The sequence below is a fragment of the Halorientalis regularis genome (assembly GCF_023698535.1).
Taxonomy (GTDB): Archaea; Halobacteriota; Halobacteria; order Halobacteriales; family Haloarculaceae; genus Halorientalis; species Halorientalis regularis.
This window is the reverse complement of record NZ_JALJCL010000003.1, coordinates 218,702-241,220: the sequence shown is the minus strand read 5'-3', so window position 1 is coordinate 241,220 and position 22,519 is coordinate 218,702. Positions and strand designations below refer to the sequence as shown.

The 22,519-nt window shown below is 64.8% G+C and carries 21 protein-coding genes and 1 pseudogene; 7 read left to right on the top strand and 15 right to left on the bottom strand.

The window, feature by feature from the left end; genetic code table 11:
• Window positions 1–63: 63 nt before the first annotated feature.
• Window positions 64–1,782 (top strand): hypothetical protein, encoded by a 1,719-nt coding sequence (locus MU521_RS05270; protein WP_139171046.1) that lies wholly within the window; start codon window positions 64–66, stop codon window positions 1,780–1,782.
• A gap of 235 nt (window positions 1,783–2,017) precedes the next feature.
• Here the strand turns inward: MU521_RS05270 and MU521_RS05265 are convergent, their stop codons facing one another.
• Window positions 2,018–2,437: a DUF5518 domain-containing protein gene (locus MU521_RS05265; RefSeq protein ID WP_092688390.1), complete on the bottom strand. Its 420-nt coding sequence runs from the start codon at window positions 2,435–2,437 to the stop codon at window positions 2,018–2,020.
• A 425-nt stretch (window positions 2,438–2,862) separates the two neighbouring features.
• Window positions 2,863–4,275: a RecJ family nuclease gene (gene recJ, locus MU521_RS05260; protein WP_092687738.1), complete on the bottom strand. Its 1,413-nt coding sequence runs from the start codon at window positions 4,273–4,275 to the stop codon at window positions 2,863–2,865.
• 145 nt (window positions 4,276–4,420) lie between these two features.
• Here recJ and MU521_RS05255 point away from each other — a divergent pair, with 145 nt between their 5' ends.
• A complete protein-coding gene (locus MU521_RS05255) occupies window positions 4,421–5,830 on the top strand; it encodes a HEAT repeat domain-containing protein (protein ID WP_092687741.1) in 1,410 nt (469 codons plus the stop codon).
• Window positions 5,831–5,847: 17 nt separating this feature from the next.
• Here MU521_RS05255 and MU521_RS05250 read toward each other — a convergent pair whose 3' ends face one another.
• Genes MU521_RS05250 through MU521_RS05235 form a run of 4 tightly spaced genes read right to left on the bottom strand, consistent with a single transcriptional unit; the run spans window position 5,848 to window position 9,120 of the window.
• A complete protein-coding gene (locus MU521_RS05250) occupies window positions 5,848–6,585 on the bottom strand; it encodes a uroporphyrinogen-III synthase (RefSeq protein WP_092687744.1) in 738 nt (245 codons plus the stop codon).
• Window positions 6,582–7,364: a uroporphyrinogen-III C-methyltransferase gene (gene cobA / locus MU521_RS05245; RefSeq protein WP_092687747.1), complete on the bottom strand. Its 783-nt coding sequence runs from the start codon at window positions 7,362–7,364 to the stop codon at window positions 6,582–6,584. Before cobA ends, MU521_RS05250 begins: the two co-directional genes overlap by 4 nt.
• 25 nt (window positions 7,365–7,389) lie before the next feature.
• A complete protein-coding gene (hemC, locus tag MU521_RS05240) occupies window positions 7,390–8,532 on the bottom strand; it encodes a hydroxymethylbilane synthase (protein WP_092687751.1) in 1,143 nt (380 codons plus the stop codon).
• Between the two features lie 45 nt (window positions 8,533–8,577).
• Window positions 8,578–9,120, bottom strand: coding sequence for a CDP-2,3-bis-(O-geranylgeranyl)-sn-glycerol synthase (locus MU521_RS05235; RefSeq protein WP_092687754.1), 543 nt, complete (start codon window positions 9,118–9,120; stop codon window positions 8,578–8,580).
• 85 nt (window positions 9,121–9,205) lie between these two features.
• On the opposite strand from MU521_RS05235, the pseudogene MU521_RS05230 reads away from it, so the two are divergent.
• Together MU521_RS05230 and MU521_RS05225 are read left to right on the top strand one after the other, a co-directional pair.
• A pseudogene (locus MU521_RS05230) lies at window positions 9,206–10,026 on the top strand (proline dehydrogenase family protein).
• A gap of 35 nt (window positions 10,027–10,061) precedes the next feature.
• Entirely contained in the window at window positions 10,062–10,712 is a 651-nt protein-coding gene (locus MU521_RS05225) for a DUF502 domain-containing protein (RefSeq protein ID WP_092687757.1), read from the top strand.
• A 120-nt stretch (window positions 10,713–10,832) separates the two neighbouring features.
• Here MU521_RS05225 and MU521_RS05220 read toward each other — a convergent pair whose 3' ends face one another.
• The 4 genes from MU521_RS05220 to proC form a co-directional block, all read right to left on the bottom strand.
• Window positions 10,833–11,762: a branched-chain amino acid transaminase gene (locus tag MU521_RS05220; protein WP_092687760.1), complete on the bottom strand. Its 930-nt coding sequence runs from the start codon at window positions 11,760–11,762 to the stop codon at window positions 10,833–10,835.
• A gap of 486 nt (window positions 11,763–12,248) precedes the next feature.
• Window positions 12,249–13,580: a glutamate-5-semialdehyde dehydrogenase gene (locus MU521_RS05215; protein ID WP_092687763.1), complete on the bottom strand. Its 1,332-nt coding sequence runs from the start codon at window positions 13,578–13,580 to the stop codon at window positions 12,249–12,251.
• Complete coding sequence (proB, locus tag MU521_RS05210; RefSeq protein WP_092687766.1) at window positions 13,573–14,430, bottom strand: glutamate 5-kinase; 858 nt, start codon at window positions 14,428–14,430, stop codon at window positions 13,573–13,575. Before proB ends, MU521_RS05215 begins: the two co-directional genes overlap by 8 nt.
• Window positions 14,423–15,199 (bottom strand): pyrroline-5-carboxylate reductase, encoded by a 777-nt coding sequence (gene proC / locus MU521_RS05205; protein WP_092687769.1) that lies wholly within the window; start codon window positions 15,197–15,199, stop codon window positions 14,423–14,425. The genes proB and proC overlap by 8 nt, the downstream gene beginning before the upstream one ends.
• A 729-nt stretch (window positions 15,200–15,928) precedes the next feature.
• Here proC and MU521_RS05200 point away from each other — a divergent pair.
• On the top strand, window positions 15,929–17,476 hold the full coding sequence (locus MU521_RS05200; RefSeq protein WP_139171047.1) for an ATP-binding protein: 1,548 nt from the start codon (window positions 15,929–15,931) through the stop codon (window positions 17,474–17,476).
• 84 nt (window positions 17,477–17,560) lie between these two features.
• On the opposite strand, the gene MU521_RS05195 is transcribed toward MU521_RS05200, so the two are convergent.
• Window positions 17,561–18,442 carry an NAD(P)H-binding protein gene (locus tag MU521_RS05195; RefSeq protein ID WP_092687778.1) on the bottom strand — a complete coding sequence of 294 codons (882 nt, stop codon included), beginning with the start codon at window positions 18,440–18,442 and terminating at the stop codon, window positions 17,561–17,563.
• A gap of 191 nt (window positions 18,443–18,633) precedes the next feature.
• Here MU521_RS05195 and uvsE point away from each other — a divergent pair, with 191 nt between their 5' ends.
• The gene (gene uvsE, locus MU521_RS05190) at window positions 18,634–19,530 is read left to right on the top strand and encodes a UV DNA damage repair endonuclease UvsE (RefSeq protein ID WP_092687781.1); all 897 of its coding nucleotides are present in this window, start codon (window positions 18,634–18,636) and stop codon (window positions 19,528–19,530) included.
• Between the two features lie 41 nt (window positions 19,531–19,571).
• Here the strand turns inward: uvsE and MU521_RS05185 are convergent, their stop codons facing one another.
• The 4 genes from MU521_RS05185 to MU521_RS05175 all read right to left on the bottom strand — a co-directional run bounded on the left by MU521_RS05185 (window position 19,572) and on the right by MU521_RS05175 (window position 21,736).
• Window positions 19,572–19,748 (bottom strand): hypothetical protein, encoded by a 177-nt coding sequence (locus MU521_RS05185; RefSeq protein ID WP_175452761.1) that lies wholly within the window; start codon window positions 19,746–19,748, stop codon window positions 19,572–19,574.
• A 179-nt stretch (window positions 19,749–19,927) separates the two neighbouring features.
• Window positions 19,928–20,266 (bottom strand): DUF7471 family protein, encoded by a 339-nt coding sequence (locus MU521_RS21805; RefSeq protein ID WP_092687784.1) that lies wholly within the window; start codon window positions 20,264–20,266, stop codon window positions 19,928–19,930.
• Between the two features lie 46 nt (window positions 20,267–20,312).
• Window positions 20,313–20,657: a PQQ-binding-like beta-propeller repeat protein gene (locus tag MU521_RS05180; RefSeq protein WP_092687787.1), complete on the bottom strand. Its 345-nt coding sequence runs from the start codon at window positions 20,655–20,657 to the stop codon at window positions 20,313–20,315.
• A gap of 347 nt (window positions 20,658–21,004) precedes the next feature.
• Window positions 21,005–21,736, bottom strand: a complete 732-nt coding sequence (locus MU521_RS05175; RefSeq protein WP_245681135.1) for an ATP-grasp domain-containing protein — start codon at window positions 21,734–21,736, stop codon at window positions 21,005–21,007.
• A 173-nt stretch (window positions 21,737–21,909) separates the two neighbouring features.
• On the opposite strand from MU521_RS05175, the gene MU521_RS05170 reads away from it, so the two are divergent.
• Window positions 21,910–22,197, top strand: a complete 288-nt coding sequence (locus tag MU521_RS05170) for an amphi-Trp domain-containing protein (RefSeq protein ID WP_092687789.1) — start codon at window positions 21,910–21,912, stop codon at window positions 22,195–22,197.
• Window positions 22,198–22,519 lie beyond the last annotated feature (322 nt).

The following is a 22,519-nucleotide window of genomic DNA, read 5'->3' as shown; positions in this document are numbered from 1 at the left end:
AAACGCTGTTAGTGGACTCATGAGAGACTAGTACGTGTACACCTCGTAGAGGCGTTCACCAGTATGCCCGCTAACGACAACGACGACAGTGCGACACAGACGAGTAAGAGTCGACGCCGATTCCTGCTCGGGATGGGCGGCCTGACGGCAGCACTGGCCGGTTGCAGCGGCGGTACCGATCAAGAGGTAACCGACAGTCCGACCGACGACACTCCGACAGACGACTCGTCGACGGACACGTTCGATCCGGCGGGCGACTTGCCCTATGGCCAGTGGTTGACGACAGACCAAAGTGGGATATTTTTTGCCTACGCTAATCTGGACAATTTCCCCGACGACACCGTCGGTGGCTCTGGTGGCCTTTCGGATCCGTCCGTCGATGATCCGCTGGTTCTGTATCCGCTCGTGATAGGCGGGACGGCTGTCGGCGTTGGTCAATTGTCGCTCTCGTTTGCCGGACTCGCCCAGGCCGTGAATCCTACGCCGACGTCCGACTCGACGGTGAACGAGGTCACTGTCACCAATGAGACCGTAATCGCCGAGGGATCCTTCGCAACCGACCAGCTAGATGAACGATTGATCGAGCCCACAGACGAGACGTTCGGTGTTGCCTACGAACAAACCAGCACGGACCGTGGGTACGACCGATACGAGCCCGTCGACGTTCCCGATTCAGTGAATGATCCACCTGCGGTAGCAATCACAGACGAGACAGTAATAATCGGGCCGGACGCCAGCCAACTCGACCAGACGATTGCCGCCGGAGACGGGACCCGTTCCCGGGTCTTCGAGACCGATGAAAGCATTGCAGAATTGCTCGAACAGGCCGGAACCGGTGATCTCGTGGTCGGCCAGCTCGGGCCAGCAACAGGTGATCAGTTCTTCGGGGACGTACAGCTCACCCCTGATCCGCAGTTCAGACCGCGCTCCGGTGAGCATGTGGTCGCAGCGGTGGACTTCGACGCGAGGCGGGAAACTTTCGAGTCACAGTTCGCCCTTGCAGCGGAGGATACCGGTGAAGACAGACGAGAGATGATCGAGACCTCCTTCGGGACCGCGGCCATCGATAGCTCGAGATCGGTCGAGGTGAACGACAACCCCATCACCGCAACTGGGACCTACGACGTCGAACAACTCACTGCAGACCCGGCGGAGCGAGAGCTCTCGCAGACGGCGGCTGCGGAGCTGGTGTCGCCAGAGGCGCTGACGTTCCAGTACGAGCCGCTACGTGGCCAGGGGCGCGGTGAACTCTGGGTAAGAATCACCGAAGATACCGACGCGGCAGCGCTCCGGATAGAGGCTGATTCGGGGGGATCCACCGAAATCCAGCCACAGCAGCGGTCCGTCAGCGCCGGTGACAGTGTTGCGGTCCAAGTCGATCCGGACGGGGACTCGGTGACCGTCTTCGCGGTCAACGGCGAGGGTGCGGTCGGTAAACTCACGACTTTGTCTGTCCCCACAGACGAGCTGTCAGAGACAGCGGCCAGCCGGGCAGTGCCGGCAGACGCGCTGTCGTTTCGTTACGAGTCCCCCGATGCTGGCGATCTCGGGTCACTCACGATCGAAGTCGTCGCAGACACGGGCGCCAAGACACTCGTCGCACAACCACAGGAGGCACCAGGCCTGTTCACCGACCGCGTCGGTTCGCTGACCAGCGACGAGCCGATCGGTGCTGGTACGATTCTCGAGACAGCCGTAGAGCCGGATGGCGACCAGGTCATTGTGTACGCGAGTGTAGACGGTGCCACTGGTGAGGTTGCTCGCTGGCAGGGCCCCGAGTAACCAGCTGACGCCGTTCCCGGAGCGTCGCATCCGTCGTGCAGGATACAGCCAGCCCACGTTCTTGCGACCGAGTGGTGGCCACAGGCCATCCGAAGAAACAAAAACGTGGGGAAAACTGCCGGACGACTCACTCGGGACGTTCGTTCGTGGCCGGTGAACCGCTCGCTACGCTCGCGGATACTCGTGACCGGTGTGCACGTCCATACGGCACTGTTGGGAGTACACTATCGCTCGGTCACGATGCCTGATCGACCCTGAAACCGGCGACAGTGTTCGCTACCCAGCCACCAATTCGACCGGAAATGAGGCCGAGCACCGGCGAGAGACACAGAAGCATCACGACGGCAATGAGGAAGAACACAACCGTATTGAGAGACCACGGTACAGTCGTGCCTTCTGTGAGAACAAATACGAATACTGCGACCAGTCCGCCCAGAAACCCAGCACGGAGCCCAGCAGTACTCGGCTCTACCGAGCGGTTAGCTGCGACGGCTCCTGCGAGTACTGACCCAACCAGCAGTACCCCACCACCGACAGTCGCCTCGGAGTTCGGAAGCCAGTTTATGACGGCAGTGGCGGGTAATGCAGCTACCGTTCCGAGAATCGCAACGCGCCAGGCCTGCGGAATCCGACGGATTCGGGTATTCGAGAGCATACGCTGTATTGTATATCTGTATACATACTCCATTCCTTGCGTTGCTGACTCTGAAACGGTGCAGGGGGGTTCTTAACTGAGCAGACATGACGAATAGCTGCTTTGGAAGGGTGTCATAGACCGCTTCGCAAGGTCGCTATTTTACCACGGAAAACAGGGTGTCAGAGAACAGTTAGCACACTCTTTCCCTTGAAGAAGGAAACCGGAATCGGATAGTACTGGGAAGCTCTCGGCGACACCCCTCCGTCTGAGTGGCAACACTATCCGGAGTCTCTGAAACTCACCGAATCAGTTGCCTGAAAAACAAGAACGTCCGTCTGGAGTGCAATCTGAGTCGGTTTCCGATCACTGAATAGGCCGATACCACGCATCACAGGCCCGCCAAACCATCGTAGTCGCAACTTCCACCGGGGGCGGCCCGAACCCTACCCCAACTGTTCACCGACGAGTTCGTCGGCCAGTTCGACGAACTCCTGCTCTCGGCCCGCGGGGACGGTCGCGCCGGCGGCCACGTCGTGCCCGCCGCCACCGCCGCCGACTTCCGCGCTGGCCTCGCCCATCACCGCCGAGAGGTCCAGCCCCCGGGCCACGAGGGGGCCGGTCCCTCGTGCCGAGACCTTCGTCTCCTCGTCGTTCTTCCGGGCAAAGGCGACGATGGGGCGGTCGCGGTCGACGCCGTCGACGCCGACGGCCATGCCCGCGACGATGCCCACGATGGTCTCGCGGATCTCCTCGCCCGCGTCGAACCACTGGAGGTTCTCCTCCTGGGTGACGCCCGTCTCCTTGACCCACTGGAGCCCCTCGGAGAGGTTCCGGCGGTGGTTCCGGAGGAGTTTGCGCGCCCGCTCTAACCCGTCGGCACGGTCACCGAGACAGACCGCCAGGCCTACGTCGGCCCGTTCGTAGCGGGCGGTCGCGTTCAGGAGGGTCGAAAACTCGCTGGCGTCGCGCAACTCCGTTCCCGCCGGTTCGGCCAGCAGGGTGTAGGTCGTCCCGACGAGGCCGTCGACCTTGTCGGCGGGAACCCCTTTCTGGAGGGCGCGCTGGACGAGCGAACTGGCGACGGTCCGGCGCTCCTCGTGGTCGAGGTCGACCCAGCGCCGCCACTCGCCGTCGCGTTTCAGGTCCAGGCCCAGCCCGTCGAGGAATCGGATCGCCCCGTTCTGATCGTTGGAAATCCCCGGAATCCGGACCTCGCTGGCGTACTCGAGCAGTTTGGGGAGCGGTCGTGTCTGTTTCCCGTAGAACGCGAGGTCGGTCCCCTCTTCGAGGACGCCCGCCGCGACGCCCTCGGCGACGATCTCCCGGTTGGCACCGACCAGTTCGCCACCGACCGCCTGCATGTCGCCGACGGCACCGACGACCGCGAGGCGGGCCAGGTCGCGGTTGTCGACGCCCTCACTCTCGAGCGCCCGCGCGAGGACGTAGCTCGCGCCCGCACCGGAGAGTTCCGAAGCCCCGTCGAGTCCCTCCAGCAGGGGGTTGAGATGGTACTCCGTGTCGCGCTCGGCGGGCTGGTGGTGGTCGGCGACGACGGGCGTGAAATCGCCCGCGGCCTCGTGGTCGGCGATGGCGTCGAGCTGGCCGCTCCCGAAGTCGGTAAAGAGGACCGTCTCCTCGTCGCGGGCCGCGATGGTCGCGATCTCGTGGTCGTCGAGCTGTTTCTTGAAGACGACCTCGAACTCGATCCCGGCCCGTTCCAGCGCCGTCGCGGCGATGCCCGCGCTCGTCAGTCCGTCCGCGTCGATGTGTGACGCGAGCACCACTCGCTCGGCGCTTTGCAGGTAGTTCGCACACGCCACGGCGCGATCCTCGAGCGCTTGCACTGGGCCAGCCATCGCGCGTTTCTTATCGCGGTCTCCCGTTTAAACCTCCGGTCTGCGGGTCGACCTGTCGGCTACGGAATGGGCTGCTGTCTGGCGGTTTTCCCGGATTTCCGGAAGACTTAGGCTCGTGTGGTGGGACCGTATACCACGGATTGGTATGACCACCGACCTCCCGCTACGGGCGCTGAGCGACGGCAGCGAGACCGAGCGGCGGCTTGCGGCCCGGACGATCAGGGAGGCGGCCGCCGAGCAACCGTTACGGTTGCAGGGCTCGCTCGCCCGGCTCGTGGACGCGCTCGGCGACGAGCAGGAGTCGGTCCGCCGGGACGTGGCCAACGCGTTGTTCGAGGTCGGCGTCGCCGACCCGACCGCCGTCGCGCCCGTGGCCGACCCGCTGGTCGCGGCGCTGTCCGACGAGGTGACCGCCGTCCGGGCGTGTGTCGCGCGCCCACTGGCGGAACTGGCCGCCGAACGCCCGCGACGAGTTCGGTCTGCCGTCCCCGCGCTGATCGCACCGCTTTCCGACGTGAAAAGCGTCCGGAGCAACGTCGCCTGGGCCCTCTCCTCGCTGGCACCGTACTATCCCGAACTGCTCGAACCCCACGCGGACGAACTCACCCGGGCGTTGCTCGACGACCACTACCCCGTGCAGGTGTCCGTTTTGCGGACGCTGGTACCACTGGAACGCGCCTATCCTGGCCTGTGTAACGTGGTGTCGGATCGCCTCCGCGAACTCGTGACCGCAGCGGTGGCCAGCGTCCGCCAGGCCGCCTGCCGGGTGGCCGCCGCCACCGACCAGTCATGGGTCGACGAGGCGCTCCGGGAACGCGCCCGGGCGGACAGCCATCCACTGGTTCGGGAACGCGCCCGCGCCGCCAGAGCGGCCGCCGCGACCCACACCGACCCCGCCGTCTCCGAGTCCGTCTTCGAGAGCGCGACCCTGGGAACCTGGGTCGCCGTTCGGGTCGACACCGTGACCCCGGACCCGGGTGACGACGACGCGACCGACGCCCGGGCCGACCGACACGGCACACCGTTTCTCGTCGGCAGGATCACCAGCACAGTCCGGGACTACGCCGCGACCGACGAGGCGGCGATGGCCTCACACGGCGTCCGCCGCGAGGACTTCGAGACGCGCCAGGAGTGGCTCGCCGCCCCGCGATTCCCGCCCTCGGGTGACCGCCTGGCCATCCATCTCCACAACCCCGCCGCCGATTACGGCGTCACCCTCCACCGGGCAGACGACGGCATCGAGGCGACCCACGTCGACGGCGAGGACTGCCACGACTACCGTGCCGAGAACGTACTGGCGCTCGAACCCGACCGCGCCCGTCTACTCGCCGCCACACCCGGCGACCGCCTCGCCTTCGAACTCGAAGGGGCGACCCACGACGTGCGGATTACGACCGCGCGCTACCGGAACGGCCGCTACCGGATCACCGGCGAGAACGAACACCAGGGGTACCACATCACGTTCCGGCCCCTCGAGGCCGAACCGATGATGGCCGTCTTCGAGGAAGGCCGCGCCTTCCGGGCGCGAAACGTCTCACTGACCGCCGAAAAATAAATTTTCCTTCGTGTAAATCACTCCGACGTGGCCGCCGCGACCGCGTCGCGGGCCAGTTCCTCGAACTCGGCCTGATCGGGAACCACGTCGACCGAGAGCCCGTGAGCGCGGGCCGTTTCGGCGGTCGGCTCGCCGATGACGGCGACCACGGCGTCCGCCAATCCCGCGACCACCTCGTCCTGAACCCCGCGGTCGTCGGCCGCCGCCAGGAAGTGTTCGACGGTCAGCGAGGAAGTAAAGAGTGTGGCGTCCAGCTCGCCCGCGGCCGCTAGCTCCGTGGATTCGCCGGCCCCGTCAGGCCTGGTGAGCCGGTACAGCACCGTCTCGTGGACGTACGCGCCGGCGTCGTTCAACCCGTCGAGCAACACCGAACTCCCGTGGTCGCTCCGGGCGACCTCGAGCCGCGCGCCGTCACAAGTTCCTTCGAGGGCATCGACCAGTCCGGACGAGGAGAACTCCTCTGGCACCAGATCGACAGTGTAGCCCGAAGCTTCCAGCGCGGCCGCGGTGGAGTCGCCGATGGCACAGACTGTCGTCTCGCCGGGGGTCCAGTCCGCGTCGGCGATCAACTCCGCGCCGGTCTTGCTGGTGAAGACGGCGTAGTCGGCGTCGGACCGGGGGCTCGCGCCGGTGGGGGCGACTTCGAGCATCGGATCCGGGACCGGATCGGCATCCAGGTCCTCCAGCAACGCCACCGCCGCGGTGATGCGCTCGTCGTCGGGCCGGAAGACGGCGACGCGGGGGCGGTCGCTCACGATTCCTCGGCCCCGTTCTGGAGGAACTTGACGACGCGCTGGCGCTCGCGGGCCACGTCGCCGATCACGGTGACGGCTGGCGGTTCGATCCCGGCGTCGTCGCGGGCCTCGACGATGGTATCGAGCGTTCCCGTGGCGACCTGCTGGTCGGGCCAGGTTCCGCGCTCGACCAGCGCGACGGGCGTGTTCGGGTCCATCCCGGCCGCTCGGAGTTCCCGCGTGTACTCGGGGAGCTTTCCGACGCCCATCAGGACGACGATGGTTCCGCCGGTGTCGGCCAGTGCCCCCCAGTCGACCGCCGAGTCCTCCTTCGTGGGATCCTCGTGGCCGGTGACGAAGGAGACCGAGGAGGCGTAGTCGCGGTGGGTGACCGGAATCCCAGCCACGCCCGGCCCGGCGATGGCTGCGGTCACGCCGGGCACGACCTCGAAGGGGACGCCGTGTTCGGCGAGGTACACCATCTCCTCGCCACCGCGGCCGAAGACGAACGAGTCGCCGCCCTTCAGCCGGACGACGGTCTTGCCCTCGTGGGCGAGTTCCGCCAGCCGTTCGTTCGTGTACTGCTGGGAGGTGCGTTCGCCGCGGGCGCGCTTACCCACGTCCTCGCGGTTCTCCTCAGGGATCATCTCGATGATATCCGGGCCGGGGAGTTTGTCGTGGAGGACCACGTCGGCCTCGTCGAGCAGGCGTTTCGCTTTGACCGTCAGGAGGTCGGGATCGCCGGGACCGCTCCCCACGAGGTAGACCTTCCCCGGTGCGATGTCGGCGTCGGTTGTCATGATGAGCAGCCTTTCGTGCCCCCGATTAAGAGTCCTCCCGTTTTCGCTCGTCGGGCTCCTCGCGTTTGGCCTGCTCGATCAGGTCGGCCGCGCCCTGCTCGCGGAGGTCGTCGGCCAGATCGACGGCGGCCCGTGCGTGGCGTTCGACGGGGAGGTCACGCGACGTGGCTACTTCCTCGGTCCCGTCCTGGCTGAGGACGCGGACGACCGTGTGGACGACCGCTCCCTGCACCGTGGCGTGGACGCCGATGGGCGCGACACAGCCCCCACCCAGCTCGTCCAGGACGATGCGCTCGACGCTCGTCGCCACCCGCGTCGGGGGGTGATCGAGCCGGTCGTGGATCTGGGTCCCCACGTCGTCGTCCAGCGCCGTCACCGCCAGCGCACCCTGGCCGGGTGCGGGGACGAACGTGTCCGTCGGCAGGCGCTCGAACTCCACGGCGTGGAGCAGGCCCATCCGGTCCAGCCCCGCCTCGGCGAGGACGATGGCGTCGTACTCGACCTCGACCTCGCGCTCGGTCGCGCGGCGTTCGATCTCGTGGAGGCCGTCGAACCACTCATCGATCTCGGCCAGCACGGCATCCGAGAGGTTGTCGGGGTCGAGATCGTCGGCGTCCACGTCCTCGTCGTCGCTTTGCTCCCCGACAGCTCTTTCCAGCCGCCGCTCGTGTTCCCGCTGGAGTGAGGGTGCGAGCAGCTTCTCGACGCGCGTGTCGACGTTGCCCCGGAGCGGTTCGATCTCCAGGTCCGGCCGCTCGGCCCGAAGTTCCGCGGCCCGCCGGAGGCTGGCGGTGCCGACGGTCGCGCTCTCGGGAAGGTCGTCGAGTGGGATGCCGTCGGGCGTCAGGAGTACGTCGCCAGCCGGGCCCCGCTCGGGGATGCCTGCGACGATCAGTTCCGGGGGACTCTCGGTCGGCACGTCCTTCATCGAGTGGATGGCGGCGTCGACCTCGCCGTCGAGCACCTGCCGGTCGAGATTGCGGACGAAGGCCCCGGTCTTGCCGAGGCGGTGGATGAGTTCGTCCTGAATCTGGTCGCCGGTGGTCTCGACCTCGACGAGTTCGACCGACTGCCGCCGGCTCGCCAGTGTCTCCCTCACCGTGGCGGCCTGCCTGAGTGCGAGGTCGGACCCCCGGGTCGCCAGCCGGAGCGTCCTGTCTGTGGTCATACCCGCCCCTCGTCGGCCCGGCGTGAAAAGTACATCAGTTCGGCCCTACCACGGCTCGCTCTTCAGCGAGAGCATGTAGGCCACGAGGTTCGTCCCGACGTGCAGGACGGGCGTGATGACCAGCACGACCGCGAGCACCGGGAGCGTGAACGTCTCGAAGAACCAGCCCGGTGCGAGCACGACCGTGAGCCCCAGCGACCCGACCACGAAGTCCAGCTGGTCGAGTCCGGGGAACGCCGCCCCGCGTTCCCGCCCCGTCCGGCGCTTCAGGAACGACGCGCCGATGTCGCCGAGCAACGCGCCCGCCGGCAGTGTGATCGCGGCGACGAGTGTGAACTCCGGCAGTCCCGCGACCGCATCCGAGACCGTCGAATGGATCGTGTTCAGCCCGAGCGCCAGTGCCGCGCCGGCGACGATCCCCCCGGCGGTCCCCAGCCAGGTCTTCCCGTCACCGAGCAGTCGTCGCCCGTTCCAGGTCCGCCCGCCGTCTATCGGTGGCCCCCCACCCACCAGCACCGCGGCGTTGTTGGGCACGTACGCCGGTAGCATCGCCCAGAACGCCACCGCGAGTACGCCGACGATGTCCATTCCTGAGGCATGCTGGGTCAGCGCCGTCCTTAAGCGTCCCGAACTGAGCGACGGACTCAGTATGGCGGAGGCAATATTTGCCAGTATGATCCCGCCAATAGCGAGCCGGCTCGTCGCCGGCGAGACGGCGGCCACGGCCATAGAGCGGGCGCGGCGACTCGACGACCGTGGAACCGGGGCTATCCTCAATCACCTGGGCGAACACTACGACGAGCGCGGGCCGGCCGACGCGGACACAGAGACGTACTGTCGGCTCCTCGACGACATCACGGGCACGGACCTCCGGGCCTGCATCTCGGTCAAGCCCTCACAGATCGGTCTCGACGTGAGCGAGTCGGTCTTCCGGGAAAACCGCTCGCGCATCGTCGACCACGTCGACGAAGCGGGCGTGTTCGTCTGGCTCGACATGGCGGATCACACGACGACCGACGCGACGCTGGACGCCTTCGAGGCCGAGGCCCGCGCCCACGACGGCGGGGTCGGGGTCTGTCTCCAGGCCAACCTCCGGCGGACCTCTCGCGGCTGGCCGACTGTCCCGGGAAAATCCGGCTCGTCAAGGGAGCCGACGACCCGCCGCGGGACGTGGCACTGCCGGGCGCGGAAGTCGACGACGCCTACAGAGAGTTGCTGGCACAGGCGTTCGCCGAGCGTGAGGGCGGCATCGCGGTCGGCAGTCACGACCCGGCGATGATCGCCGCCGCCGACCGGCTCCACGAAGAACACGGGGCGCCGTTCGAGATCCGGATGCTGATGGGTGTGCGCGAACCGGCCCAGGAACGGCTGGCCGCCGAGCACGAGGTCTGGCAGTACGTCCCCTACGGGGGGACGTGGCTGTCGTATTTCTACCGGCGCGTCGCCGAACGCCGGCAGAATCTGACCTTCGCCTTACGGGCAATCGTCAACTAGTAAAGGGAGGCACAAGAACCACTTCGTACCGCATTATGGCCTCCTGGAAGCGGGACATCGCGAGCGGACTCATCGTCTTGCTGCCCGTCATCGTCACCCTGTACGTCATCGCGTATCTCTACGGGATCATCGCGAGTTCGACGGCCGTCTTCGGCATCAATCTCGCCGTGCTGACGGAACTGGGAGTGCCACGGCAGGCACTGGGGCTGGTCCGCGTGCTGACGACGCTGATCGTCTTTTTCCTGCTGGTCCTGTCGGTGGGCTATCTCAGCCGGACGGCCTTCGGCGACATCTTCGAGGACATTCTCGACAACCTGATGAACCGCCTGCCCGGCCTCCGGGTGGTCTACAACGCCTCGAAGATGGCCGTCGAAACCGCCGTCTCGGGCACCGAAGACCTCCAGAAACCGGTCAAGATCGAGACCTGGAACGGGCTGCGGATGACCGCGTTCAAGACCGGCAAGACGACCGACGACGGCCGCGACGTGCTCTTTCTCCCGACTGCGCCCAACATCACGACCGGGTTCGTCATCGAAGTCGAATCCGAGGAATACGACGAGATGGACGAACGTGTCGAGGACGCCCTGACGCGTATCCTGAGCGCCGGCTTCGGCGAGTCCCGCGACGACAGCGTCGCGATCAGCGTCACCGACGAACTGTCCAGCGACGGGGACGCCGACGACTGAGCCGCCCGTCCCGGCGCTCGGGGAGTCGTTTCCAGCGGATGCGGAGTCTGCTGGACCGGGTCGCGGGTCACAGTGGCGTCATCGACGCCGTCGGACGGCCGATCCAGAACCGCCAGGGCCTCAGAGGTAGTGGAACCACGCTTCGTACTCGTCGGTCCGACGCTCGATGACCTCGAAGAACTTCGTCTGCAACTCGTCGGTGACCGGCCCCTTCGTGCCAGCACCGATTTCGTTGTCGTCGACGCTCCGGATCGGCGTCACCTCCGCCGCCGTCCCCGTGAAGAACAGTTCGTCGGCGGTGTACAGCTCGCCCCGTGAGATCGTCGCGTCGTCGTGGACCGTGTAGCCCAGGTCCTCGGCGATGGTGATGATCGACTGTCGCGTGATGCCGTCGAGGATCGACTCGGCGAGGCCCGTCGTGTAGATCTCGCCGTCCCGGACGAGGAAGATGTTCTCGCCCGGTCCCTCGGCGACGTTGCCCTCGCCGTTGAGGACGATAGCCTCGGTGTACCCGTTGCCCGTCGCCTCCAGGTTCGCGAGGACGCTGTTGACGTACGGCCCGGTCGTCTTGGCGTTGGTCGGGATCTGATCGGACCCGTACTTGCGCCAGGAGGAGATCGACACGTCGACGCCCTCCTCCAGCGCCTCCTCGCCGAGATACGCGCCCCACGGCCAGACCGCGATGGCGACCTCGACCGGACAGTTCGAGGGGTTCAGCCCGAGTTCCTCGTACCCGTAGAACGCGACCGGCCGGATGTAACAGGACTCCAGGTCCTGCCGGCGGATCAGTTCCTTCGTCGCCTCGGTCAACTCCTCCCGGCTGAACGGAATGTCGATGTCGTACGGTTTCCCCGACTGGTAGAACCGTTCGAGGTGGTCCTCCCAGCGGAAGATCGCCGGGCCGTTCTCCGTGTCGTAACACCGGACCCCCTCGAAGACCCCGGTGCCGTAGTGGAGTCCGTGCGTGAGAACGTGCACCTGTGCGTCCTCCCAGTCGACGAACTCACCGTCCTGCCAGATCGTGTCGACGTCCATCTCGTCGAATCCCATTGGTAACTGGTTGGCCCAATCCGCTCTTAACAGTTTTCGTGCCGTGCCGACGGCTCGCACGACGGCACCCCCCGGTGGGCGGGGCAAGAGTCTCCGGAGAACGTGCCGACAGCCGGACGACTTCGACGTGTCCACGCAGCGACGCTCCGCCCGGGTAACGGTCCCATAAATCGTATATCGCGATACGAAATCTCTCTCGCCGCCGGGTCAGCGTACTCGATCGTGGCGACGCACGTTCAGGGACCGTCGAGTGACTCCGCCGACTGTAAAAGCCCCGCCGATACTGCCGAAACGTCTCGGCGAAACCGGGTCGTTCAGTCGGACCCGATAGCACGAGGCGAGCGGCGTTCCGTGGTACGGATCCGGTTCTCCGGGTCGACCGCTCTCCACCACGATCACAGGGCAGAGCCGGGACGTCCCGGCGCTGTGTGTTGTGAGGACTCTTCGGCCGTTACTCGTCCCCGGAAACGGTCGCTCGGCCGTCTGCTATTCGTCCTCGAGTCGGCCGGGCGTCCACTCCCCGTCGAGGGATTCGTGGGAGAACGGTGTGGCGTCTTCACCTGCGTAGGTGGCCACGAGCTGGCCGTCGCCCTCGAGGTAGTACTTGTAGGTCGTCAGTCCCGCCAGACCCACCGGGCCGCGGGCGTGAATCTTCCCGGTCGAGATGCCGACCTCAGCGCCGAGACCGTAGCGATATCCGTCGGCGAAGCGCGTCGAGGCGTTGTGGAAGACGCTCGCGGCGTCGATCCCGGTCATGAACGTCTCGGCGGTCTCGGCGTCTTCGGTGACGATCGACTCGGTATGCTTCGAGCCGTGCGCGTTGATGTGTTCGACAGCCTCGTACACGTCCGAGACGATCTTGATCGACAGCTCGAGGTCACCGTACTCGCTGTCCCAGTCGTCGTCGGTCGCTTCGCCCACGTCGACGATCTCGCGAGTCGCCTCATCTCCGCGGAGTTCGACATCGGCAGCCTCGTAGCGCTCGACCATGGGCGGGAGAAACGTCTCGGCGACGCGTCTGTCGACCAGCAGCGTCTCGACGGCGTTACACACCGCCGGATACTGGACCTTGGCGTCGAAGGCGATCGCCTCGGCCTGTTCGAGGTCGGCGGCTTCGTCGACGTAGACGTGGCAGACTCCCTCCGTATGGCCCAGGACGGGAATTTGGGTATTGTCCTGGATGTAGGAGACGAACTCCGAGGAGCCACGAGGCATCAGCAGATCCACCTGCTCGTCCATCTCCAGCAGGCGGTCGACCTCCTCGTGGGCTTCGATGAGCTGGACCCAGCCGTCGGGCAGTTCGGCGGTCGCCTCGCGGATGATTTCGTAGAGGGTGCGGTTGGACTCGCTCGCCTCGCTGCCGCCCTTGAGGATGACGGCGTTGCCGGATTTGAGTGCGAGGGCGGCGATCTGGACCAGCGCGTCCGGCCGTGACTCGAAGATGGTGCCGACGACGCCGATCGGCACGGAGACCTTGTACAGTTCGAGATCCGCGTCCAGTTTCCGGGCCTCCAGTGTCTCACCGAGTGGATCCTGTTGTTCGGCGACGCTCTCGACCATTTCGGCGATGCTCTCCAGTTTCGCGTCGTCGAGTTTCAGCCGGTCGACGAGCGCCTGTGTGTACTCGCCCCGTTCGAGCATGGCCTCTGCCTCCTCCACGTCGGTCGCGTTGGCCGCCCGGATCTCCGCCGCGTGGTCACGAATGGCGTCGGCGATCGATTCGAGCGCGGCGTTGCGCGTCGCCTCGTCGACGTTTGCCAACTGCAACGCGGCGTGCTGTGCTTCGGTCACTTGGGATTCCGTGTCGTACTCAGTCATCTGTGGCTCCGTCTATCGGGACGAATAGCGTGCCCACCGATTTGGCAGTAGCGATCCGTTCCAGCACGTCTCGGTCCGCCGACCCCGCGATAATCGCGGGGATGCCGTGCTCGCTCACGTCGCGTGCGCCCTCCACTTTCGTCTGGATACCGCCGAACTCGGCGGTCGTGCTGTCGTCGACGAGCGACTGGACCGCATCGTAGTTCGTGCCGACGGCTCTGATCAGTTCTGCCCCGTCGTCTTCCTTCGGATTGCCGGTGTAGACGCCGTCGACGTCGGTCAGGGTCACCAGCAGATCGACGTCGAGGCCGATAGCGACCGACGCCGAGAGCATGTCGTTGTCGCCGATCTGAATCTCCTCGGTCGCGACCGCGTCGTTCTCGTTGATGATCGGCACGATCCCCCACTCGAACAGGGCCTCGACGGTATTGCGGACGTTCGTGAACCGATCGGGGTTGGCCAGGTCGTGCTCGGTCAGCAGGATCTGTGCGACCGTCTGGTCGTAGCGGTCGAAGCTCTGGGTGTAGTGGCGCATCAGGTGGCTCTGGCCGATCGTCGACAGCGCCTGACTCTGCTCGAGGGTCTCGGCCTCGACCTCCTCACTGTTGAGTATCCCTTTGCCGGCACCCACTGCACCCGAGGAGACCAGCAGCACCTCTTTGCCCCGGTTTCGGAGGTCCATAATATCGCTGACCAGCGTGTCGAGTTTCACCCGGTCGAGCCGTGAGTTACTGTCAGTCAGGGAGTTCGTGCCTGCCTTGACGATCACCCGGTCCGCCGCCGCGGCCTGTTCGCGCGCCTGCTCGACGGTGTCGCTATCGACGGCGTCGGTGAGGGTGGGCTCACTCATCTTGGAATTGTGTGCCTAGCTCGCGCGACCGTGCTTCGGCGGCTGCGACGGCTTCGATCACCGCTGTGTCGGCATCGCTGTCCCACAGAACCTCCATACCTTCGATAGTCGTCCCGTTCGGCGAACAGACGGCGTCGATGAGTTCCGAGACATCGCGATCGTCGTCGAGGACCGTTTCGGCGGCACCCTTGAACGTCTGCGCTGCCAGCGTCTCGGCCTGCTCCGGATCGAGTCCCCCGTCGATGCCAGCCTGTTTCATCGCGTCGATGAGGTAGAACACGAAGGCCGGTCCGCTCCCGTTGACTGCCGTCGAGATGTCCATGCTGTCTTCGTCGATCTCGACGAACTCGCCGACAGCAGCGAGCATCTCGCGGACCTCGTCGGTGATGCCTGTCTCGGTTGCGGCGGCCGCCATGTTACCGGTTTTCGCCGCGAGGTTCGGCATGATCCGAACGACGGTTGCGTCCGTCCGCTCGGCGACGTACGCTCGCGGAACACCCGCAGCGATGGTTACGAGTGACTGATCCGGACGGGCGTCGAGGTCGTCGAGGACTGCATCGATCGCTTTCGGCTTCACCGCCAGCACGACGATGTCGGCCTCCCGAGCGGCGGCGATGTCGTCAGTCGTCCGGTCCGCGTCGTCGGCTACCGCCGCCAGCGCGTCCGGGTCGAGATCGATCGCCGTCACGTCGTAGTCGTCGGTCGCAGCGAGCCCAGTCACCATGGCTCCGCCCATGTTTCCACAACCGACTACACTCACAGTGGTCATCCTGTGTACACAGGACAGACGCTGGGACATACGACCTGCGGTTCCGTCCGCGAGCGGCGACCACCTCGATCGAGTCGCCGCTGTGTCGTAGTCCTGTACCCTGGTGCTACGGACGAGCCGTGTGGCCGTCTATCTGTAACTGACGACGCCCGGTCGATCAGTCGGCACGGGTCGGGTCTCTCCGATGGCTTTCGCTCGGCCGTCGCCCGTGGGCCGGCTCGGTGCGGTACCAGGAATCGGCGAGACACCAGAGAAGCAACACCGTCACGGCGCCCAGTAGTAGCACTGGAACAGGTGCCGCGACCGCTGCCAGAACGGCCGCGACCCCGACGTTAGCACAGACGAGGGCGATCGGATAGAGGGGTATCGCGTGGTCGGTCATCCGTACGACGGGATCGGTCCCCGAATAGTAAAACTGGGCTGGCGGTGTTTCAGCGCGGGAAACACCCGTCCGGACTCGATCACGGCGCGTCGACAGACCGGGTCGTCTCCGTGGTGTCGCTCGAGGCGACGACCGCCCGTCGGTTCCGATACGACGGCACAGTCGCTGACTGCGGTCCGTGGCGGTTCGTGCACGTGCCCGGTGCCGTCGGAAGACGGTCGGTCCACAACCGATTTGACACTGAAGCCACCCAACACGATAACGTGATTCAACTCGGTCCGTGGGCGCTGTTCAGGGTCGGTATTCCAGCGGTGAGTGGCGGTGTCGCCGGGGTAGTGGGGGTGACTGTGTACCGACGACTCCGGCACGGTGATGCCCGCACCGGACTCGCCAGGCCGTTCGTCGTCCTCGCCGCGGTGGTGTCGCTCCTCGGGATCGGGTACGCTGGGCTGCACGCGGCGACGCCGCTCGGGAACATACGGCTGGGGTCTGCGATCCTCCTTCTGACCGTTCCGTGGATGACGTTCGCAGCACGGTACATCGGGATCGGGCGGTACGTCACGCTCGGACGGGTGTTCGCGGGAGCGCTTGTCGTGACGCTCCTCGTCGCGATAAACGTTTTCGGACGGCTGATACGGGAGGGGTGGATCACGACCTCGCTGGTCGGTACCGAGACGCTCCAGACGCTCAACACGGCACAGTCGGTGGTCACACTCGCGCTCCTGACGCTCGTGTTCGCCCTGATCGGGGGCGTCGTCGTCGCTACGTATCGTCACGACCGACTGTCGACCGTGCAGAGTCTCCTCGTCGTGGTACCGATGGCCGGGTTCGTTTTTACCGTGCAGACGACCCGCCCCGCGACGCCGCTGCTGAACGACGTGCTGAGCGGGAGCACGTTTTTGATTGTCGCCGCTGGCCTCGCGCTGGGGGTCACTCGCTACGATGTGGTGACGCGCGTCCCCGCGACCCGGCGACTGGGTGAGCGGGCGGCACTGACAGAGACCGACGAGGCGATTTTCGTCCTCGACGACGGGGCACGGGTGGTCCGAGTCAACGAACCGGCCGAGCGAATGTTCGGCGGCGCACAGACGCTGGCCGATGTCACGGACCACTCGGTGACGTCACTGACCGAGCACAGCACCATCACCTGCCGGACGACGGCGGGCCGCAGACAGTTCGAACCGAGCGTCTCGCCGCTCGTCGACGAGTACGGGGAGACGTTCGGATACACCGTCATGTTGATCGACGTGACGGACCGCGAGATCCGGCGCCAGCGACTGGCGGTGCTCAATCGCATTCTCCGTCACAACGTCAGGAACGAACTGGACGTGATTCGGGCGCACGCGGAGGAGGCCGACCTCGCCCCGGCGGTCGACGGCGTAGACAGGCTGAGCGAACTGAGCGAGGAGGCACGGCGGGTCCAGGACCTCATGGAGCGGTCCGCGGCCGACCGAACCGAGGTCAGGGTACGCCCGCTTCTCGAAGATGTCGTCGCCGACGCAACGGCTGGTGTGACCGCCGACGTGACCGTCACTGCCCCCGACGTGCGCATACAGATCGACCCCGAACGGTGCCGGTACGTGGTCGACCACCTCGTCGAGAACGCGGTCGAACACAACGACGGGGAGTCCCCACGCGTCGTGGTTCGTGCGGAGCAGACGGGGGCGGATATCCGTCTTCTCGTCGCGGACGACGGCCCGGGGATTCCGGAGTCGGAACGGGCGGTGATCGAGGCCGGCGGTGAGACACCTTTCGAACACGCCAGTAGCCTTGGCCTCTGGGGGACCAACTGGGCCGTCCAGAGCATGGGCGGGACGCTCTCGTTCGACGAGAGCGACCTCGGCGGGACAGCCGTCACCATCTCCCTCACAGACGTGGCAGTCCACGAGGCGTGACCGAACAGCCACGCATCCGATCTGGGCGTATCGAGCGCCGAGGCAGCACCGGACATCGGGGCCGACGGTGACGACCGCCGCTCATCACCTGGCGAGTGCCCGCCGGATCGCCTCTTCGACCGGCGTCCGTTCGATGGGAACGACGTTCTGCAAGTCCCGCTCCGGGTCGACCGTCACCGGGTTGCGCATACTCTCGACGAGCGGCCGCGCGATGGCGTACTTGACGTCCGTCGTCAGCCGGAGCCAGTGCGAAGAGAGCTCCGGCGACACGACTGGAACGGGGATGATGCGGATTCGCTTGCCTTTCTGCTCGGCGGTCATCTTGAGCAGGGACTCGTAGGTACACTCGGTCTCTGCGCCGATGTCGTAGATGCCGCCGCGGGTCTCCGGGGCGTCGAGCACGTCGACGAGGTACTCGACGGCGTCGTCGACGCCGATGGGCTGACACGGCGTCCGAACCCACTTCGGGACCGTCATCAGCGGGAGCCTGTCGGTGAGGTCGTCGACGATACGGAAACTGGAGCTCCCCGCCCCGATGATGATCGCCGCCCGCAGGACGGTGAGGTCGAACTTCCCGGATTCCAGGACCGACTCCACCTCCCGGCGAGAGGCCAGATGTGGCGACAGGTCACGCTCGTCGCCGCTGATACCGCTCAGATACACCACCCTGTCGACGCCGGCCGCCGAGGCCCGCTCACGGAACCGTCGAGCGTACGTCCGATCCAGATCGGCAAAGTTCTCGGCCGTCAACGAGTGGATCAGGTAGTACGCCACGTCGATATCCTCACACAGGCCCTCGAGTGACGCCGGCTCAGCCAAGTCGCCGTTGAACACCTCGACCCCGTCCGGGAAGTCCGACGGCGTGGCACTCCTGGAGAAAGCCACGACCTCGTGCTCCGCCTCGACCAGCGCCTCGACGAGTCGGCTGCCGACGAATCCGGTCGCACCCACAACGAGAACCCGCATTGGTTTCGAAAGACGCTGCTCGCAAATGCATCTTGTGGCGCTACCCTCGACGCCGGCTGTCCCCTGTGACACGGGGTGTCGGCCATCCCCGGAGCCGTCAGTGGGTGATTGGCCTGCACCGTCGGAGAGCCCGGCAGTGACGATCGGTGGCGATCCGGGGAGCTATCCAGACGGCGCTCGTACTGGCGGCCATGCTCGGGTACGCGGCGATGAACCACACGCTTCGGGACCGGGACCCACCGCGTCGGTGCAACCGCGACATGCACAAGTCCACCTGGGAGTCGGCGGGCATCGAATACGCGGCCACGCTCGCAGAGCGAAACGTCGCCGACCTCGAACGCATCCTCGAGTGGAATCTCGACCACGACATCCGGTTCTATCGCTGTAGTTCGAAGCTGATCCCGTGGAACTCACAGTTCCAACTCACGGACCTCCCCAACTACGAGCGGGTTCGAAGCATCGCGCAACGGTGTGGCAATCTCGTCAGGAACAACGACATGCGCCTCACGTTCCATCCGAGCCACTGGTGCAAGCTGGCAAGCGAGTCCGAGGAGACCGTCGAGCGTTCGGTCGAGTCGGTCGCGCATCACGGTCGGTGGCTGGACCTGCTGGGACTCCCACGTTCGCCCCGGCACGCGATCAACGTCCACATCGGTGCCCACTACGGCGACAAGGCTGCCACCGGCGAGCGGTTCTGTCGTGTCGTCGACGACCTCCCCCCGCGTGCCCGCGAGCGGCTCGTCGTCGAAAACGACGACACGCAATCGCTGTGGAGCGTCGAGGAACTCGTCGACCAGGTGGCCGACAGAGTCGGCATCCCGGTCACCTTCGACTATCACCACCACTCGTTCACTGATCGCGGAACCACCTATCGCGAGGGCTTCGCGCTTGCCCGCGACACCTGGGACGGCGTCCGACCGATCGCTCACTACTCCGAGCCCGCACGGCTCCACGGTGAGCCGGAAGCACGCCCACAGGACCACGCCGAACACGTCGCCGGCGTCCCCGACTGGCTGCGTGCGCAGGCGGACGTGATGCTCGAGAGCCACGGTAAAGAGCGGACGCTCCTGCAACTCCGGGACGCCTAGATCACAGACGGTACCGAACGAGGTGTCGCCGACGGTCGCGCTCAGGCGCCGTCGATGGGATCGGAGCCCCCGTCGCCCCGTCGGGCGACCACGATACCGGCGACGAAGAGGAGACCCGCCAGGCCGAACAGCCCGAATTTGAGAAGTCGTTCCGAAACGAGAAACCCGCCGCCGGCTATCACTGCGGCTGTCGCGTGCAAAATCGCCGTTTGATTCATATCCACACGAGGGGCTCTGCGCGAAAAAGTGACACGATGGCCGTGCGACCGGTAGCGGTGCGTCCGAGTGGCGACACGATCCGGGTCTCGGAAGATCGTCGAACTCCACAACCTCGGAGGAGAGAACTGTTGTTTGTCTTCTGTTGAGTTCAACCCAACCACATTCGTCATCTCGTATATTACGATTCGTACTCTGGCGTGCGATCATCCGATCGCGCTAAATAGACCGCTGCGACGACGAGCGCGACCAACACCACGTCGAGCCCGTGTTCTAGCAAGTGATGACTCGCCGGCGATAAATATCCCATCGTCGACAAAGCTGCTACAGCAGATCGGGTGAACAGCGCAGCGAACGCGCCGCCGATCAACAGATATGACCGGGAACGCCGTTGCAAGAATGCAGCGAGTGCTACGCCGAGCAATAGGGCAGTTGCGGCAGCCGCAACAGTAAGTATCGTTATGGATGGCAACGACGGACCGGTAGCGGTACCGACGTGGAGTGGATGCCATTGAATCATCGCGCCCCATCCAGAGCTGTCCACCTGTCCCCGTCGGCTTGTACTGTCACGATTCCTCCGTGTAATCTAGCGACGTGATCCGGCCGTCGCCGTAGATCACGAACACTTCCGCGCCAGGGTCCTCGGTCACGTCCGCGACCGTCGGGAACGTCCAGACCGGCACGTCACGTCGATAGACCGCCAGCTGGCTTCCCGAGTCGGGACTCAGAACCGTGACGGTACCGCCGTTCGTGACCGACACCAGCTCGGCGGTACCGTCACCCGTGAGATCACCGACGACCGGTGCCGGTGTTATCGTGTTCTCTTCGGGACCGAGTCTGGTCGACCACGCCTGCTCGCCTGCGGTCGCGTCGAGTGCTCCGACGACGTTGCCCGGTTCGCTGAAGTACACTCGCAACGGACCGTCTTTGCCTGCCGCACCGTGAAGTTGAGACTGGGGCTCTCAATGCATACGCGTTGGAATTGTTGCTCGGAAGAAAACTGAAATGACTCATCAACCGGTCTCATGCAGCGCATTTCTGACCTAGCAACGGTGAGTGATTCCTCCGGGCAGAGAATCTCTACCTTCGGTTATCGTGACTTCTCACGTACTCGTACGTATCGGAGAACTCGAAACAGAATCCGGAAAAACGCGGTCCGAAGGTCGTCAAACTGTTCCGCTGAAAGCCACAATGGGTTGCAATTTCGCCCAGTAACTCAACAGAGTGGACGCTATCCAGACGTCGCGGTTACTTCTCCTTACTCGCTTGGCAGACGCTCAATAATCGAGTCGGTGAGAGCCGGCTCTAGTCCAGTGTCTCGGTATCCCGCTGCGAGGTTGACGTCGACAGCCCAATACTGGTCGTCGCCATCTTTGACCAGATCAACCCCGACACCCCGAAGGTCAAATCGTTCAACGAGCTCTCGGAGCGACGCTGCAAGTGCTGGCTTGATCTCTATCTGGCCGATGAACTGCTTCTCCCCATAGAGCTTCGAGGTGACGCGACGCCCTGTAACGTGTATTTGTGACCCGTCGTTGACGGCATAATACTTGTAATCGACCGGTTCCGTCGGAATCAGTTCCTGGTAGAAATCTCCCTCACCGTTGAGTTCGGGTTCGTCGTTCCAGATGTAGTAGCCCTTAGCGACGTACTCGCCACCGGGTTTCTCGAAGGTGACTTTGGGTGTGAGAAATCCCACCTCCGACAGCGCTCGCAGGCCGACGAGCCGTGAACTGAACAAAACCACCGCCTGAAAGTTGTTCCACAGCATTGTCCCTGTCCGTCGAGCATGCCTGAGAGCGGGGAATGCACTCGGGAGTGTCTTCTTGTTAACAACCAATGAGAAGTCATTGACCTGTTCCGGTGAAAGAGGTGATTCGGGATGAAAGAATCGAACCTGAAAGCCACTATTCCGAAGACGCTCGGCCACGTCCCTGAATACCGGCTTGCTCTTTTGACACAGGATGCCGATGTTGAGATCGTCTTCCATACGGGTTACAGTGGTGTTCAGACGCGAATCTGAATAGCATTCGGGTGTGTCGCGATTACAGTAACAGGCAGCATGAAAGGAGGATGGCCCAACAGATGCGAACACACTGGCCGGTCCTCTCTACTCCATACGGTGGGCGCATTTATTCGTGCAGGCTGTGTACCATCTTCTGTATGCCTGAGGAAGTCCTGTTCAAATCAGAGAGCGACCAGAGTCGAGAAGAGATTGCATCGTACCTCCGGAAAGTCGCGGACAATCTCGACAACAGCAACGCTATCACCCTGGAAGCAGGCACCGAGTCTGTAACGCTGACTCCGCCTGCCCGACCGACCTTCGAAGTCAAAGCTGAACGCGAAGGGCCAGCTGGCAACATGACTGAACGAAGTATCGAGTTCGAACTCGAATGGGACGAGAACGGCGGTGATGAGAGTGGCGGAAGTAGTCAGTTAGAGATCGAGTAGCCACTCCGGACCCACGGTGAGCAGTTGATTCAAGAGAACTGGTCTGGTACAACTGAAGCCGCTGTGCTGACTATAGTCTCTGCACTGAGCAGTCAGACGACTACTTGAGCGTGTCACCGCCACCATCCCGCCGTGGCCCCGACACGTAAATCTCGTCGTACTGTCTTCCGGCAGATCGCCCAGCTGTCCCCCGCCGACTGGCCCACCGACGAGTCGAGCCCGTTGTTCGATCGCACGTCGCTGCCCGGAGCAGAACCGGATGTTCGCCTCGTCGCGGAAACACGGTTCCAGCACGACGATCACGAGGCCGTCGAACTCTCCT